The following is a 16557-nucleotide window of genomic DNA, read 5'->3' as shown; positions in this document are numbered from 1 at the left end:
CACCGCGTCCACTGTGAGGTTCCCGAGATATGTTTCGGGAACCGGAAAGCCCGCAAGGGCTCCAAGGTTTTGTTGATATCTCAATAGAGTTTCGGCGACCATGGCGAAAGGGAAACACCCGGTAACATTCCGAACCCGGAAGTTAAGCCTTTCAGCGCCGATGGTACTGCACGGGAGACTGTGTGGGAGAGTAGGACGTCGCCGGACAAATTTTGCGCGAGGCCGCTCCCTAACGGGAGCGGCCTTGCTGCATTTCACCAGCAAGTTTGATGGAAGGAACGGCTCATGGCAGAGTCGAGAAACCCCCGCCGTGATGGCGGAAAGCCCGCCGGCCGAGGTGCCGGTGGAAGTGGCCGTGGCGGCAAGCCCACGGGCCAGGGCGGACGCGATCAGCGCGGCAGCGGAGACCCAGTGCGTCGTGATGGCAAGCCCACGGATCGTCGTGATGGCAAGCCCACGGGCCAGGGCGGACGCGATCAGCGCGGCAGTGGTGCCCCGGTGCGTCGAGACGGCAAGCCGTCGAACCCGCGTCGCGACGGCAAGCCCTATGAGGCACGCCGCGACCGACGCCAGGAGGAAGGCGACCGTACGGCCGCCCAGCGCATCTACGACGGCCCTCCGATCCCGGACGACGTCAGCGCCAAGGACCTGGACAAGCATGCCCGTCAGGCGCTCCAGGCGCTCCCGGAAAAGCTCGCCGACAAGGTCGCCCGTCACCTGGTGATGGCCGGTCTGTTGATGGTCGAGGATCCTGAGACCGCGCACCTGCACGCCCTGGCGGCCAAGGCTCGCGCCACCCGGACTGGTCTGGTCCGCGAGGCGTGTGGCGAGACGGCGTATGCCGCGGGCAAGTTCGCCGAAGCTCTCTCGGAGTTCCGGGCAGCTCGCCGGATGACCGGTGGATACCTGTACGCCCCGATGATGGCCGATTGCGAACGCGCGCTGAAGCGGCCGGACAAGGCCATTGCGTACGACACCACCGAGATCCGCGGCCACCTCGATGACTCCGGTCAGATCGAGCTGTCGATCGTGGTCGCCGGCGCTCGTCGTGACCAGGGACAGTACGACGCCGCGATTCGTCTGCTCGAGACCGAGCCGTTGCACACCAAGGGCCGCTCGGACTGGGTCCCACGTCTGCGCTACGCATATGCCGATGCCCTGCTTGACGCGGGCCGTCGGGACGAGGCGATCGAGTGGTTCCACCGTGCTGTCGCGGTCGACGGGAACAAGCTGACCGACGCCGAGGAGCGGGTCGCTGCTCTCGAGAAGCGTCCACAGGCCTGAACCTGGCGTCGCGCTGTCCACACCGCACGCTCTGACTGATGCCCCTCGTCCTGGACGGGGGGCATCGTCATGTCCATGACCGACCACAACCTCGTCCACCTGACCGGCCGGGTCTCTGCGCCTCCGGAGGCGCGAGTCCTGCCCAGCGGTGACGAAGTCGTGACCTTCCGCCTGGTCGTCCGGCGCAGCGCGGCCGCACGCCGACGTTCCAAGCAGGTCGTGGACACCTTCGAGTGCACGGCGTGGAGGTTCGCACTGCGGCGATCGGCGGCCCGGTTGAGTGCGGGGACGCATGTCGCGGTGACCGGAGAGCTACGCCGGCGATTCACCCGCGGCAGTTCGGGTGTCATGAGCTTCGTGACGGTCGAGCTCGACTCGTGCCGGACGGTTCCGGACCCGGCGGTAGCCTCGGGTGCATGACATCGGGACTGGGCTCGACCTCCGCACCGTTGAGCTCGGCCTACGATCTGGCGATGCTTGACCTTGACGGCGTGGTCTATGTGGGCCCTGACGCCGTGGCAGGCGCGGCCGAGTCCTTGAGATCCGCGCGCGGCAACGGGATGCGTCTGGCGTACATCACGAACAATGCATCACGGACACCCCGCGAAGTTGCCGAGCACCTCCGGGCGCTGTCGATGCCCGACGTCGAGGACCACGACGTGGTGACGTCGGCGCAGGCCGTTGCCCACCTTGTCGCGGACGCCGTCCCGGCCGGTTCGGTGGTCCTGCTGGTGGGTGGTGACGGGCTCCGCGTCCCGCTGGAGGAGCGCGGGTTGCGGTGCGTGACGACGATCGACGATGATCCCGTCGCGGTAGTGCAGGGATTCCACCCCGACGTCGGATGGCGCCAGCTGGCCGAGGCGTCGTTCGCGATCCAGGCCGGACTGCCGTGGTTCGTCAGCAACACCGACATGACGATTCCGACCCCGCGAGGGATCGCGCCGGGCAACGGCTCGCTCGTGCAGACGATCCGCAACGCGACAGGAGCGGAGCCGATTGTGGCGGGCAAGCCCGAGCAGGCGCTCTTCGACGAGACAGTCGAACGCGTCGGCGGGGGACGCCCCCTCATGGTCGGCGATCGACTCGACACCGATATCGACGGTGCGATCAACGCCGGTGTGGACAGCCTTGCGGTGCTGACCGGAGTCAGCTCGCTGCAGGACATCGTCGACGCTGCACCGGGACATCGACCGACCTTCGTGTCGGCGGATCTCGCGGGGCTCAACGTGGTCCATGCCGACGTCACCGTCGACCGAGACCGGGCGCGATGCGGTGACGCTCGCGCGACGGAGCGCGAGGGCACCATCGCGGTCAGCGGCGCGGATGGGCGCAGCACCAATGCACTGCGCGCGGTTGTCGCACTCAGCTGGTCGTTGCGGGATCGCTCTGACCTGCGGGTGACCGTGGATGGGACACTGGCACCATGAGGCAGACCGCATGAGCCAGATCTTTGGCGACGAGAGCCAGATCGACCCCGCAGACCCGGTGGAGGTCGTCGATCCGGGCCCGGCGATCGAGCCGACCGGCCACCCAAGGATCGACGAGGCGCTCGGGCGGCTCGATGGCATCGCGGGACGCGACATCACGACACACCCCGACGAGTTCGACGCGATCCATCGGGTGCTTCGTGAGTCGCTCGCCCATGCCGGCCGCGACGAGGACGTCCCGGAGTCACCATGACCGTGACGCCACCCGGTGGCCGACAATGAGCCGCAGGCTGAGACTCGACGCCGAGCTTGTGCGCCGTGGGATCGCCCGATCGCGTGAGCATGCCGCGTCGCTGATCCAGGAGGGTCAGGTCAAGGTCGCAGGCTCGGTCGCGACCAAGGCTGCGACCGGCGTGACGACCGATCAGGCCATCGTCGTGCGGGCGAACGACCAGCCGACCTACGCCTCGCGTGGGGCGCACAAGCTGCTGGGCGCGTTGGGGGTGTTCGAGCCGCTGGGTCTCCGCGTCGACGGCCGGCGTTGTCTCGACGCCGGGGCGTCCACTGGCGGCTTCACCGACGTGCTGCTGCGCAAGGGCGCGCGTCAGGTCGTTGCGGTGGATGTCGGCTACGGGCAGCTCGTGTGGGCGCTGCAGTCCGACGAGCGGGTCGTCGTCCTGGACCGCACCAACGTCCGCAATCTCGAGCCGGACGATATCGGTGGGCCGGTCGAGCTGATCGTCTCGGATCTGTCGTTCATCTCCCTTACCGTGGTGATGCCTGCGCTGACGCGGGTGTGCGAACCGAGCAGTCCACAAGGCGGAGGTGACATCGTGCTGATGATCAAGCCGCAGTTCGAGGTCGGCCGCAGCAACCTTGGCAAGAACGGTGTGGTCCGCGACCCGCTGCTCCACGCCGACGCCGTGCACCGGGTCTGCCGCTCGGCCCACGAGCTCGGTTGGGGCACCAGGGCGTTGGCCCCCAGTCCGCTGCCCGGGCCGGCAGGCAACGTCGAGTACTTCTGTTGGCTGCGCAGCGACGCTGATCCACCCAGCGAGGACGCTGCCCATGCGGTCGTCGCCGCTGGACCTCTGACACCTCAAGCCCAGGAGCCCCGACCGTGAGCCGACGCGTCCTGCTGATCGTCCACATCGCCCGCGAGGAGGCCGCCAAGGTCGCCACGGCGTTCGCCGCCGACCTGCGCGCCGAGGGGGTCGATGTGTCCGTGCTCGACGCCGAGGCCGAGGCGCTCCTGCTGGCCGGACTCGAGAATCCGGGCATCGTCGCCTCTGCCCCGGGCGCCGCAGCGGGCTGCGAGCTCGCAGTGGTGTTCGGCGGGGACGGCACGATCCTGCGCGCGGCCGAGATGTGCCGCGGCACCGACACCCCCGTCCTGGGTGTCAACCTCGGCCACGTGGGATTCCTGGCCGAGGCCGACGTCGAGGACCTGCAGGACGTCGTGCGCGGTGTCGTCGACGGCAGCTACACCGTCGAGGAGCGCCTGACCGTTGACGTCTCGGTCACGGTGCGGGGCGAGGTCGTCGCGACCAACTGGGCGCTCAACGAGGCCTCGGTGGAGAAGGCCGCGCGTGAACGGATGCTTGAGATCGTCGTCGAGATCGACGAGCGGCCGGTGTCCCGCTGGGGCTGTGACGGCGTGGTGTGCGCCACGCCCACAGGCTCGACGGCCTACAACTTCAGCGCGGGAGGACCCATCGTGTGGCCCGGGGTCTCCGCGCTGCTGATGGTTCCGATCAGTGCCCACGCCCTGTTCGCCCGACCACTGGTTGTGTCGCCGGACTCGACCCTGGCCATCGAGATCGTGGGGGAGTACTCGACCGGCGTGCTGTGGTGCGACGGGCGACGGGCTGCCGAGCTCCCGGTGGGGGCCCGGGTCGAGGTCGTCAGGGGTCGTACGCCGGTTCGTCTGGCCCGTCTGCGCCCCGCCTCGTTCACCGACCGGCTGGTGCGCAAGTTCGACCTGCCGGTCAACGGGTGGCGTGGCGCGGCCGAGCGTCAGCGAGAGGAGCGCGCCTGATGTGGCAGCACCTGCGGCTGTCGTCCCTTGGCGTCATCGACTCCGCGGAGCTCGAGCTCTCCGACGGCTTCACGGTCATCACGGGCGAGACCGGTGCCGGCAAGACCATGGTCGTGACGGCGCTCGGACTGTTGCGAGGTGACCGGGCTGATCTTGGCCTGGTACGGCGCGGCGCCGACCAGGCACGCGTCGAGGCCAGCATCGGGGTTCCGTCCGGGGCCCGCGCCGCGGCCGCGGTCGAGGAGGCAGGGGGACGGATCGACGACGATGTCGTAATCCTCGGTCGGGTGTTGTCCGCGCAGGGCCGCTCTCGAGCCCTCGCCGGTGGTGCGACGGTCCCGGCAGCGCTGCTCGCCGAGGTCACCGATGAGCTCGTCGCAGTGCACGGTCAGTCTGACCAGCATCGTCTGCTGCGTGCGGCCGAGCAGCGCGCAGCATTGGACCGGTTCGCCGGCCCCGACTTCGCGGTGGCGGTTGAGGCCTATGCGCCGGTCTACGCCAGGTGGCGTGCGGTCGAGCGCACGCTGGAGGAACTGCGGACCCATGCGCAGGAGCGGGCGCGCGAGCTCGATGTCCTCCAGTTCGGTCTCGACGAGATCCAGGCCGTCGATCCGCAGGCCGGCGAGGATGAGCAGCTCAAGATCGAGGAAGGCAGACTGGCGCACTCCGAGGCCTTGGCCCGCGCCGCCGACCGGGCGCACCGCGTCCTGGTCGGCGAGGCTGACCCGGATGTCGCTCGCACCCAGGTCGCCGCCGCGTCGACCGCGTTGCGCGAGGCCTCCGGGCACGATCCGGCGCTCGACGAGCTCGGTGAGCGAGTGCTCGAGCTCGGCATCCTGCTGGACGACGTCGGGGTCGAGCTCGGCGCCTACTCCGCCGGCGTCGAGCTCGACCCCGAACGGCTGGCGACCCTCCAGGAGCGCCGTGCGGCGCTGGCCGGACTTCAGCGCAAGTACGGACCGACCCTTGACGACGTCCTGGCCTGGGCCGAGAAGGGTGCTGCCCGACTCGGCGAGCTGGGCAGCGACGATCAGTCCATCTCCGCACTCGAAGCCGAGCAGGCCGAGCTCGGGCCCGAGGTCCAGCGTCTCGCCGGTGAGATGTCGGCGATCCGCACCGCATCGGCCGGGCGCCTGTCGGACCTGGTCGACGAGGAGATCGCGCAGCTTTCGATGCCCTCGGCACGACTTGAGGTGCAGGTCACGAGCACTCCGGACGCAGTCCCCGGTCCCCACGGCCTCGACGAGGTCGAGCTCCTGTTCGCGGCCAACAGCGGCACGGGGCTGCGACCTCTGCACAAGGGGGCCAGCGGTGGCGAGCTCTCCCGGCTGATGCTAGCGCTGGAGGTTGTCCTCGCGGATCGCACGACGGTGCCGACCTTGGTCTTCGACGAGGTCGACGCCGGGATCGGCGGCAAAGCGGCGGTCGAGGTAGGTCGTCGGCTCGCCCGACTGGCCGAGCACGCCCAGGTCATCGCGGTGACACACCTGCCGCAGGTAGCGGCATTCGCCGATCACCACTTCGTGGTGTCCAAGGACGACGACGGCACCGTCACGAGCAGCTCGGTCATCCGGCTCGACGAGCACAGCCGGGTCGATGAGCTCGCCCGGATGCTCGCCGGCCAGGAGGACTCCGCGACGGCCCAGGCGCACGCCCGCGAGCTGTTGGAGCTGGCCCGATCCTGATCTGACCCACCAGCCGGTCCGAGCGGAACTGGCCGACACGCCGACGCTGCGCACAAATCGGCCACCCTGACCGGGAAGCATGGACCACGATGGCCATCAGAAGACGCAAGACTCCCATGTCACCGGACGTGAGCGGGGTCGTCGGCACCGTACGACTCGCCCGCAGCGAGCGGAAGATCGCTGCGCTGCGCGAAGGCGACATCGCGATCGTCGACCTTCCCGAGCTCGATGCCCGCGAGGCGCAGCAGCTGATCGACCAACGCGTGCGAGCCGTGATCAACGCATCGCGGTCCAGCAGCGGACGGGTTCCCAACGTCGGACCGCAGATGCTGTCGCGGGCCGGCATCCTGCTGGTCGATGTCGCGACCGAACAGGTGTGGGGCAAGCTCAAGAACGGTGAGCAGGTACGGATCGAGGACGGTCGCGTGCTGCGGAACGAGATCGTCGTGGTCACCGGCACGGAGCTCGATGAGGCCCGCGCGACCTCCGACCTGGCTCAGGCCGAATCCGGGCTCGCCACCAAGCTCGACTCGCTGGCCGCCAACGCCAGCGACCACATCCAGCGTGAGCAGTCGATGCTGCTGGCGGGGGCCAACGTTCCGCGGCTGCGCACCAAGCTGCGCGGCCGCGCCGTCGTGGTCGTCTCGCGTGCCTATGACGACGCCGCAGACCTGCGCGGGCTGCGTCGCTACATCAACGACAACGACCCTATCCTGATCGGTGCCGGACCTGGCGCCGACGTGCTGCTGAAGGCGGGCTACGTGCCCGCCGTCGTGGTCGGTCGTCTCGACTCCCTGTCCGACGCTGCGATCCGGGCCGCGGGCGAGGTCGTCGTGTCGACCGCATCGGGTGCGGTCGATCGACCCGAGCGGCTCGAGCGGCACGGCAAGGAAATCGTCAAGTTCGTGTCGACCGGCTCGGACGACGACCTGGCGATCCTGCTGGCCGACACCAATGAGGCAGCGGTCATCGTGCACGTCGGCTCACCGCCGACATTGTCGACGTTCCTCGAGCGCCCACCGGCCGAGGTCGCCCGGATGTTCGTGGCCCGCTTGCGTGCAGGCGCCAAGATCGTCGACGCCAAGTCCGTGCACCACTTCACCTCACAGCGCTACTCCCTGTGGCCGGCCCTGCTGCTTCTCGCCGCAGGACTCGTCGCGGTGGCCATAGCCGTCGCCGTGACCCCGGTCGGCGGCGGCTGGTACGACTCACTCGGTGGCCAGCTCGCCGATCTCGGCACCTGGATCAAAGGATTCTTTTCGTGATTAACTTCCGTTTCCACATCGTCTCGATCGCGGCGATCCTGATCGCCCTTGCGGCGGGTGTCGCGCTGGGCTCGGGCCCGCTCGACGAGACCGGCGACTCGCTGCTTGGCAGCGGCGACTCGCAGCAGCAGGCCGCGGACCCCGCCCTGGCCGCGTTCGAGTCCGCCTATGCGGGCCGCACGTCATCGGGACTGCTCAAGGACAAGCTCAAGGGTCAGACCGTCCTGGTGCTGACGGTTCCGGGCACGAGTGCCCTTGAGGTCAAGGATCTGGCTGCAACTCTCAAGCAGGCCGGCGCGGAGCTGGCGGGGCAGGTCAACCTGACCGGCAAGATGCTCGACTCGTCGGGCCGACAGTTCGCCGAAGGCGTGGCCCAGCAGTCCGCCGAGGGCGTGGCGGGTGTCAGTGAGGCCGGCGACAGCTACGGACGCATCGGTGCGGCGCTGGGCCGTGCCTACCTCGGAGACAAGGCCGCCGCTCCGGACCAGACCGCGAGCACGATCCGTTCGGCGTTCACCGAAGGACGGCTCGTCACGACGCCTGCCAATCCCAAGAAGATCGCGACGCTCGCCGTTTTGGTCGCGGGTCCCAAGAAGGCCGACTCCGCCGACCAGAGCAGCGTCATCGCCGCCCTCGCCGCCGCGCTCAAGGAGAGCGGCAAGGGCATCGTGGTGGCCGGTCCGTCGTCCTCGAGCACCGACGGGGGAGCCGTCAAGGCCGTCCGCGAGGGGGACTCGTCCTCCGAGATCACGACGGTCGACGTCACCGACAGCGCTGCCGGAAGGGTCATCACAGCCCTCGCCGCCGCCGCCCAGGCAGGCGGACAGCCCGGTTCGTGGGGCACGAGTCGCAGCTCAAGCGGCGCAGTGCCCAACTAGCCAGCACACCGGTGTAATGGAGCCAACACGTGTGTCGTTGTCCATAACCGGCTTCGTGTTGGTAGGCTGAAATCCCGTGGAGGCCTGTTGCCATTCGGCATCGTGAGCGCTCGACATCGGTATTCGACCACGGGAGTCACCTTGGCAGGCAGCACGGTTACCAAGCATGTATTCGTCACCGGCGGAGTGGCATCCTCACTCGGCAAGGGACTGACCGCCTCGAGCCTGGGACGACTGCTCAAGTCACGTGGCCTTCGGGTCACGATGCAAAAGCTCGACCCCTATCTCAACGTCGATCCCGGAACGATGAACCCGTTCCAGCACGGCGAGGTCTTCGTGACCGCCGATGGCGCGGAGACCGACCTCGACGTCGGCCACTATGAGCGGTTCCTGGACGTCGACCTGTCAGGCAAGGCCAATGTCACGACCGGACAGGTCTACTCCGAGGTCATCGCCAAGGAGCGTCGGGGCGACTACCTCGGCGACACGGTGCAGGTCATTCCGCACATCACCAACGAGATCAAGTCGCGCATCCGGGCGATGGCCGGCCCGGACATCGACGTCGTGATCACCGAGATCGGGGGCACGGTCGGTGACATCGAGTCCCTCCCGTTCCTCGAGGCCGCCCGGCAGGTCCGTCACGACGTGGGCCGCGGCAACGTGTTTTTCCTGCACGTGTCGCTCGTGCCCTACATCGGCCCGTCGGCCGAGCTCAAGACCAAGCCGACGCAGCACTCGGTCGCAGCACTGCGCTCGATCGGCATCCAGCCCGATGCCATCGTGTGCCGGGCCGACCGGGACATCCCCGACAGCATGAAGCGCAAGATCTCGCTGATGTGCGACGTCGACGAGGAAGCCGTCGTGACCGCCAGCGATGCGCCCTCGATCTACGACATCCCGAAGGTCCTGCACAGCCAGGGCCTCGACGCCTATGTCGTGCGACGACTCGATCTACCGTTCCGCGATGTCGACTGGACCCAGTGGGACGAGCTGCTGCGACGCGTTCACCACCCGGCCGAGGAGCTCACGATTGCTCTGGTCGGCAAGTACGTCGACCTGCCCGATGCGTACCTGTCCGTCGGTGAGGCGCTGCGTTCCGGCGGTTTCGCGCACGATGCACGGATCAACCTGCGCTGGGTTCCGTCCGACGACTGCGAGACGGCAGCGGGCGCTGCCCAGAACCTGCACGACGTCGACGGGATCTGTGTCCCGGGTGGTTTCGGCATCCGCGGCATCGAAGGCAAGCTGGGCGCACTGACCTACGCCCGCGAACGGGGGATCCCCGTCCTGGGCCTGTGCCTCGGCCTGCAGTGCATGGTCATCGAGTACGCCCGCAACGTCGCCGGCATCGCCGGGGCGAGCTCCACGGAGTTCGACCCGGAGACGTCCGACCCGGTCATCGCGACGATGGCCGAGCAGCTGACGATCGTCGACGGCGAGGGTGACCTCGGCGGCACAATGCGGCTGGGGCTCTACCCCGCGCAGCTCAAGCCGGGCAGCATCATCGCCGAGCTGTACGGCGCCGACAAGGTCGAGGAACGTCACCGCCACCGCTACGAGGTCAACAACGCCTACCGGGCGCAGCTCGAAGAGGCCGGTCTGGTGTTCAGCGGCACGTCTCCGGACGCCAACCTGGTCGAGTTCGTCGAGCTGCCGCGTGAGGTTCACCCCTTCTACGTCGCAACCCAGGCGCACCCCGAGCTGCAGTCGCGCCCGACCCGGTCGCACCCGCTGTTCGCCGGGCTGATCGGCGCGGCACTGACCCGTCAGCTCGAGCTCCGGTTGCCGGTCGAGGAGCAGCAGAAGGCCGAGGCATGACAGCTCACCCGGTACTGCCGGGTGAGCTCGCCGATCCGGCCACGCTGAGTGACTCGCGGCATGCGTGGCCGGTGAGCTCGAGCGACATCAAGTACGAGAGCCCGTACGTCTCGTTGCGGGTCGACACGATCGTCGACCCTGCCGGCGGCGAGCACGGGCGTGCCGTCGTGCAGCCCAACGGCGCCATCGCGGTGCTGGCGATCGACGACGAGGATCGGGTCCTGCTGGTCGAGCAGTATCGCCACCCTGTGGGGCGCCGCCTGCTCGAGCTGCCCGCGGGCACCCTCGACGTCGAGGGCGAGTCCAGCATTGACGCCGCCGCTCGGGAGCTGGCCGAGGAGGCCGACATCGTCGCCGAGCACTGGGAGTCGATCGTTCACCTGCTCGCGACGCCTGGCTACTCCACCGAGGCCTGGGAGGTGTTCCAGGCGACCGGGCTCAGCGCGGTGCCGCCCGCCGAGCGCACGACACGCGAGGCGGAGGAGGCCGACATGGTGCAGTGGTGGCTGCCATTCGACGATGTCGTGACGGCGATCCTCGCCGGCCGCATCACCGACTCCCTGACCGTCGCGGGTGTGCTCGCGGTGCAGGTGCTGCGCAACAGATGACGACCGATGTGGAGCGGGCCGTCCACGATTACCTGAGTCACCTCGGGGTCGAGCGCGGTCTGGCCGACAACACCCTGCGGTCGTATCGTCGCGACCTGCGCCGCTACCTCGAGTTCCTGCACGCGCGCGAGCTGACGTCGCCGACAGAGATCGGCGAGGCCGACATCGGAGCCTTTCTCGGGTCCCTGCGGATCGGCAACGCCGAGCACGTGCCATTGGGCACCGCAAGTGCCGCCCGCACGATCGTGGCGGTGCGGGGGCTGCATCGCTTCCTGCTGCGCGAGCAGATCGTGTCGATCGACGTCACGACCGCGATCAAGCCGCCGCGCCCGGCCGCCCGCCTGCCCAAGGCGCTCCCGCTGTCCGACATCGAGGCGCTTCTGGACGCGGCCGGCGCACCCGGCACGACGCTGTCCGCCCGTGACCGGTCGCTGCTCGAGGTCCTCTACGGCACCGGCGCGCGGATCTCCGAGGCGGTCGGCCTGGACATCGACGACCTTGATCTCGAGGAGTCGACGGTGCTGCTGCGGGGCAAGGGCGGCAAGCAGCGGATTGTGCCGCTGGGCTCGTATGCCCGTCAGTCCCTCGAGGACTACCTCACTGCCTCTCGCCCCGCGCTGGTGTCGGTCCACACCGGCGCACCGGCGGTGTTCCTCAATGCGCGCGGAGGGCGGCTCTCCCGACAAAGCGCATGGACCGTGCTGACCCGGGCGGCGAAGCGCGCCGGGCTGACCGTCGACGTGTCTCCGCACACGTTGCGCCACTCCTTTGCGACACATCTTCTCGATGGTGGGGCCGATGTGCGGGTCGTGCAGGAGCTGCTGGGACACGCGTCCGTCACCACGACCCAGATCTACACCTTGGTCACGGTCGAGAAGCTTCGCGAAATTTACGCGACAGCCCATCCGAGGGCGTCACGACAAGTCGACTTGTGACGGTAGAGTGGCGGTCGTCCGACGGTCGAGTGCAGGGGTAGCTGATGAGCAACGAGCTGGGACCGACCGGACGACCACTGCCGGAGTTTCCGACGCCCAAGCCGCGTTCGCCCGGCAAGCCCGCGACGATCATCGCGATGTGCAACCAGAAGGGCGGCGTCGGCAAGACCACGACGACGATCAACCTGGGCGCCGCACTCGTTGAGACCGGCCGCAAGGTGCTGCTCGTCGACTTCGACCCGCAGGGCTCGATGACGGTGGGCCTGGGCATCAGCGCGCACGAGCTCGAGCAGAGCATCTATCACGTGCTGATGGACCGTGAGATCTCGATCAAGGACCTGATCATGTCGACCGCGGTCGACGGACTCGACCTGGTGCCGTCCAACATCGACCTGTCGGCCGCCGAGATGCGGCTGGTCACCGAGGTCGGCCGCGAGCAGGTGCTCGCCCGCGTGCTCAAGCCGATCCGGATGGACTACGACGTCATCCTGATCGACTGCCAGCCCTCGCTCGGACTCCTGACGGTCAACGCGCTGACTGCCGCGGACGGGGTCCTGGTTCCGCTGGAGTGCGAGTACTTCGCGCTGCGTGGCGTCGCCCTGCTCAAGGACACGATCGAGAAGGTGCGTGACCGCACCAACGACGAGCTGCAGATCATCGGGCTGCTCGGCACGATGTACGACAGCCGAACGTTGCACGGCAAGGAAGTCCTGGCGACCCTCGTCGAGGGCTGGGGCGATCTGGTGTTCCACACCGTGATCCGGCGGACCGTGAAGTTCTCGGACTCCACCGTCGCCGGCGAACCGATCACGGAGTACGCCCCGACGTCCCCGGGCGCCGAGTCCTACCGCCAGCTAGCGAGGGAGGTCCTTGTTCGATGTCCCGACGCGTGAACATGCCGGGAGCGGACGAGCTCTTCCGTGCCACCGCACCGTCCTCCGCACCGAAGCCGGCCGATCCTGAGGGTGTCGAAGCCGCTCAGCCCTCCAGCGGTCGGGTCAAGCACGACGAGAAGATGACGGTCTACGTCACCGCCGCCGAGCTGCTCGCGGTCGAGCAGGCCCGGCTCCAGCTCCGCAGCGACCTGGGTCGCAGCGTCGATCGGGGACGCTTCGTCCGCGCGGCTCTGGCCCTGGCTCTCGCCGACCTCGAGGACCGTGGCACGCAGAGCGACATCGCCCGGCGATTGAGCGAGTCGTGACGATCGCGGACGTCGACGAGTCCGCGCCGGCCGGCTTCTCGGTTGACCTCACGAACTTCGAAGGCCCTTTCGACCTGCTGCTCCAGCTGATCTCCAAGCACCAGCTCGACATCACCGAGGTCGCGCTGTCCAAGGTGACGGGTGACTTCATCGCGTACATCAAGGCGCTGGGTGACGACCTGGAGCAGACCACGAACTTCCTGCTGGTCGCCTCGACACTGCTCGACCTCAAGACGGCCCGGCTGCTGCCGCAGGCCGAGGTCGAGGACGAGGAGGATCTCGCGCTTCTCGAGGCTCGAGACCTGTTGTTCGCCCGGCTGATGCAGTATCGCGCGTTCAAGCAGGTGGCTGGAGTCATCGCCGCGCGACTCGCGCACGAGCAGAAGCGCTTCCCACGGATCGTCTCGCTCGAGCCGCGATTCGCCGATCTGCTCCCGGAGGTCCTGATCTCGGTCGGGCCGCAGGAGCTGGCCCACCTGGCCGCGGCGGCCTTCGAGGCCAAGCCGGTCCCGATCCTGTCCCTGACCCACCTGCATGCGCCGCAGGTCAGCGTCCGGGAGCAGGCGCACCTCGTGGTCGATCAGCTCCGCCGTCGTGGCGAGATGACGTTCCGTGCGCTGACCGCTGACGCACCGGACCTCATGACCAAGGTCGCCAGATTCCTTGCCGTTCTCGAGCTGTTCCGCGAAGGCGTCATCGCCTTCGAGCAGGCGACTCCGCTGGGTGACCTGCACGTACGCTGGACCGGCACTGATGACGGCGATATCGACGTCGGCGAGGAGTTTGACGAGCCGATGGGCTCGCCCGGCGACGTGCCCCTTGCCGTCGTTCCCGAGCCGGACGAGCCCGATAACCAGATCTACGCCGAGACCGTTGACCAACCTGAGAGCCTTGATGACTGACCAGCACGTTCCCACCGGCCCGCACGAGCTCGAGCTGGAGATGCTTGACATCCGACCCGCGCTCGAGGCGGTGCTCATGGTGGCCGACCAGCCCCTGGACCACCTGACCCTCGCGCAGGCGGTCGGGCACCCGCCGAGTGACGTTGTGCAGACGCTTGCGGAGCTGGCCGAGGAGTATTCCGAGCAGGGCCGGGGGTTCGAGCTGCGCAACATCGCCGGCGGCTGGCGGTTCTTCACCCGTGAGGAGTTCGCCGGAGCAGTCGAGCGGTTCATCCTCGACGGGCAGCAGGCGCGGTTGACCCAGGCAGCACTCGAGACCATGGCGGTCGTGGCGTACCGACAGCCGATCAGCCGCTCTCGCATCTCAGCGATCCGCGGCGTCAACGTCGATGGGGTCGTCCGTACCTTGGTCACCCGCGGCCTGATCGAGGAGGACGGGACCGACGCCGAGAGCGGCGCGATCCTCTACCGCACGACGAGCTACTTCCTCGAGCGGATGGGCTTGGGCAGCCTCAGCGAGCTGCCCGACATCGCCGGTCACCTGCCGGACCTCGCGGACATGGAGGACGAGGGACTCGCCGGCGCCGAGGAGGTCCTCGGCCAGCTGGCCGGTCAGGACCCGATTGGCGAAGAGACATCCCACGACTCGGAGGCCGGCGCCGACGCGGCGCCCGGCCAGCAGGACGTAGACGCCCCGGAGGGTGACGCTCATGGCTGAGATCAGGCTGCAGAAGGTCCTCGCCCAGGCAGGTCTGGGCAGTCGACGACGCTGTGACGACATGATTGCGGGCGGGCGAGTCGAGGTCAACGGCGAGATCATCGACACGATGGGCGCGCGGGTCGACGCCATGACCGACGTCATCCGGGTCGACGGCAAGCGCATCCCGGCACCCAACGACCACGCCTACGTGCTGCTCAACAAGCCGCGCGGCGTCGTGACTTCGATGGCGGACGAGCGAGGGCGACCCGACCTGTCGGGGATCCTGGCCGGCCGTGAGGACCGCCTGTTCCACGTCGGACGGCTCGACACCGACACCTCGGGCCTGCTGATCCTGACGAACGACGGAGATCTCGCACACAAGCTGGCCCACCCCTCGTTCGAGATCACCAAGACCTACATCGCGCTGGTCGACGGCACCGTGCCCGATGGGCTCGCGGCCAGGCTGAAGGCCGGGATCGAGCTCGACGACGGACCCGCTCAGGTCGACCGTTTCCAGGTCAAGGACACGTCGCGCGGGCGCTCGCTGGTCGAGCTCGACATCCACATGGGCCGCAACCGCATCGTCCGCCGGCTGCTTGACGCCGCGGGCCACCCGGTCCGAGAGCTGACCCGCACCGCCTTCGGCCCGCTGCACCTCGGTGGACTGTCCGCCGGGGCGATGCGGGACCTGACCCGCGACGAGCTCGGCGCACTCTTCGACAGCGTCGACGCATGACCTCAGCCCCTCCCGGACCGGTCCTCGTGATCGGCTGCGGACTCATCGGTACGTCGGCGGCACTCGCACTGACCGAGGCGGGTGTCGAGGTGCACCTCGAGGACATCCGCTCGTCCAATCTCGAGCTGGCAGTGTCCCGCGGCGCAGGCACGGCAGATCCGGTCGCGGCGCCGGCGCTCGTGATTGTCGCGGTGCCACCTGCCGGCGTCGTGGCCACGGTCAAGCGGGCCCTCGAGACATGGCCGGACGCAACCGTCACGGATGTCGCGAGCGTCAAGGCCGAGCTCCAGACCCGCATCACCGACTTGGTGGGCAGCTCTCGTTACGTCGGCAGCCACCCCATGGCAGGCAGCGAGCGATCCGGCCCGATGGCCGCCTCCTCCCGTCTGTTCGAGGGTCGGCCCTGGGCGGTCACGACTGCTCCCGGCACCGATCCGCAGGCCACGGCCCGGGTCGTTGCCGTCGCGGGGATCGTTGGCGGCGTCCCACTCGTGATGGACGCATCGGCGCACGATAGGGCCGTCGCCCTCGTGTCGCACGTCCCGCACGTGCTGTCGGTGCTGGCGGCAGCCCGGCTCGAAGGCGCACCCGAGGAGCACCTGGCCCTCGCCGGCCCCGGCCTACGCGACGTGACACGGATCGCCGGCAGCGACACCGCCCTGTGGCAGGACATCCTGGGCTCCAATGCCGACCAGGTACGCGCCGTGCTGCAACACGTGCGGGAAGATCTCGACCGGGTCATCGACTCGATCGGCGCGGACGCCGATCGCCTCGGCCGGGTGCTGCAGTCCGGCCAGGACGGGACCAGATTGATTCCGGGCAAGCACGGGACCAAGGTTGCCGACCTGGCGACGGTGTTCGTCTCGGTGCCAGATCATCCCGGCGAGCTGTCCCGGCTCATGGCCCACACGGGGGAGTCGGCGGTCAACATCGAGGACATCCGCATTGATCACGAGCTCGGGCGTCCCGTGGGTCAGGTCGAGATCGCGGTCGTGGCGGCGTCGGCCGATACGCTCGTCGAGGCACTGACCGCACGCGGCTGGTCCGCATACCGATAGATGAGCACCAAGGAGTGGGACA

18 protein-coding genes and 1 rRNA gene are annotated in these 16557 nt (G+C 68.6%); all 19 read left to right on the top strand.

Annotated features, from left to right (window positions below; translation table 11 throughout):
* The first annotated feature begins 90 nt into the window (after positions 1-90).
* The 19 genes from rrf (at position 91) to C6I20_RS08710 (ending at position 16535) form a co-directional block, all read left to right on the top strand.
* A 5S ribosomal RNA gene (gene rrf / locus C6I20_RS08800) occupies positions 91-207 on the top strand.
* 78 nt (positions 208-285) lie between these two features.
* Positions 286-1284 (top strand): tetratricopeptide repeat protein, encoded by a 999-nt coding sequence (locus C6I20_RS08795; protein WP_118395618.1) that lies wholly within the window; start codon positions 286-288, stop codon positions 1282-1284.
* A 75-nt stretch (positions 1285-1359) separates the two neighbouring features.
* Positions 1360-1704 carry a single-stranded DNA-binding protein gene (locus tag C6I20_RS08790; protein WP_118398760.1) on the top strand — a complete coding sequence of 115 codons (345 nt, stop codon included), beginning with the start codon at positions 1360-1362 and terminating at the stop codon, positions 1702-1704.
* Positions 1701-2711, top strand: a complete 1011-nt coding sequence (locus C6I20_RS08785; RefSeq protein WP_118395617.1) for an HAD-IIA family hydrolase — start codon at positions 1701-1703, stop codon at positions 2709-2711. Before C6I20_RS08790 ends, C6I20_RS08785 begins: the two co-directional genes overlap by 4 nt.
* A gap of 10 nt (positions 2712-2721) precedes the next feature.
* A complete protein-coding gene (locus C6I20_RS08780; protein ID WP_118395616.1) occupies positions 2722-2964 on the top strand; it encodes a hypothetical protein in 243 nt (80 codons plus the stop codon).
* Positions 2965-2989: 25 nt separating this feature from the next.
* Positions 2990-3835, top strand: a complete 846-nt coding sequence (locus tag C6I20_RS08775; protein ID WP_118395615.1) for a TlyA family RNA methyltransferase — start codon at positions 2990-2992, stop codon at positions 3833-3835.
* Positions 3832-4749: an NAD kinase gene (locus C6I20_RS08770; protein WP_118395614.1), complete on the top strand. Its 918-nt coding sequence runs from the start codon at positions 3832-3834 to the stop codon at positions 4747-4749. The genes C6I20_RS08775 and C6I20_RS08770 overlap by 4 nt, the downstream gene beginning before the upstream one ends.
* Complete coding sequence (recN, locus tag C6I20_RS08765) at positions 4749-6434, top strand: DNA repair protein RecN (RefSeq protein ID WP_118395613.1); 1686 nt, start codon at positions 4749-4751, stop codon at positions 6432-6434. The genes C6I20_RS08770 and recN overlap by 1 nt, the downstream gene beginning before the upstream one ends.
* 89 nt (positions 6435-6523) lie before the next feature.
* Positions 6524-7699 carry a putative cytokinetic ring protein SteA gene (gene steA / locus C6I20_RS08760; protein WP_118395612.1) on the top strand — a complete coding sequence of 392 codons (1176 nt, stop codon included), beginning with the start codon at positions 6524-6526 and terminating at the stop codon, positions 7697-7699.
* Positions 7696-8577, top strand: a complete 882-nt coding sequence (locus C6I20_RS08755; RefSeq protein WP_162891233.1) for a copper transporter — start codon at positions 7696-7698, stop codon at positions 8575-8577. The genes steA and C6I20_RS08755 overlap by 4 nt, the downstream gene beginning before the upstream one ends.
* 141 nt (positions 8578-8718) lie before the next feature.
* Entirely contained in the window at positions 8719-10395 is a 1677-nt protein-coding gene (locus tag C6I20_RS08750) for a CTP synthase (protein WP_118395610.1), read from the top strand.
* Positions 10392-11003, top strand: coding sequence for an NUDIX domain-containing protein (locus tag C6I20_RS08745; RefSeq protein ID WP_118395609.1), 612 nt, complete (start codon positions 10392-10394; stop codon positions 11001-11003). Before C6I20_RS08750 ends, C6I20_RS08745 begins: the two co-directional genes overlap by 4 nt.
* Positions 11000-11938, top strand: a complete 939-nt coding sequence (gene xerD / locus C6I20_RS08740) for a site-specific tyrosine recombinase XerD (RefSeq protein ID WP_118395608.1) — start codon at positions 11000-11002, stop codon at positions 11936-11938. The genes C6I20_RS08745 and xerD overlap by 4 nt, the downstream gene beginning before the upstream one ends.
* Before the next feature lie 44 nt (positions 11939-11982).
* Positions 11983-12831 (top strand): ParA family protein, encoded by an 849-nt coding sequence (locus C6I20_RS08735; RefSeq protein WP_118395607.1) that lies wholly within the window; start codon positions 11983-11985, stop codon positions 12829-12831.
* Positions 12816-13139, top strand: a complete 324-nt coding sequence (locus tag C6I20_RS08730; RefSeq protein WP_118395606.1) for a hypothetical protein — start codon at positions 12816-12818, stop codon at positions 13137-13139. The genes C6I20_RS08735 and C6I20_RS08730 overlap by 16 nt, the downstream gene beginning before the upstream one ends.
* Entirely contained in the window at positions 13136-14041 is a 906-nt protein-coding gene (locus tag C6I20_RS08725; protein ID WP_118395605.1) for a ScpA family protein, read from the top strand. Before C6I20_RS08730 ends, C6I20_RS08725 begins: the two co-directional genes overlap by 4 nt.
* Entirely contained in the window at positions 14034-14759 is a 726-nt protein-coding gene (gene scpB, locus C6I20_RS08720; RefSeq protein WP_162891232.1) for an SMC-Scp complex subunit ScpB, read from the top strand. Before C6I20_RS08725 ends, scpB begins: the two co-directional genes overlap by 8 nt.
* Positions 14752-15477: a pseudouridine synthase gene (locus C6I20_RS08715; protein ID WP_118395604.1), complete on the top strand. Its 726-nt coding sequence runs from the start codon at positions 14752-14754 to the stop codon at positions 15475-15477. Before scpB ends, C6I20_RS08715 begins: the two co-directional genes overlap by 8 nt.
* Positions 15474-16535, top strand: coding sequence for a prephenate dehydrogenase (locus tag C6I20_RS08710; RefSeq protein ID WP_118395603.1), 1062 nt, complete (start codon positions 15474-15476; stop codon positions 16533-16535). Before C6I20_RS08715 ends, C6I20_RS08710 begins: the two co-directional genes overlap by 4 nt.
* The last annotated feature ends 22 nt before the right edge of the window (positions 16536-16557 follow it).

Origin of the sequence: Aeromicrobium sp. A1-2 (assembly GCF_003443875.1) — a bacterium.
GTDB lineage: Bacteria > Actinomycetota > Actinomycetes > Propionibacteriales > Nocardioidaceae > Aeromicrobium.
Note: the sequence above shows the minus strand (reverse complement) of the source record. Positions and strands in the feature narration are given on the sequence as shown.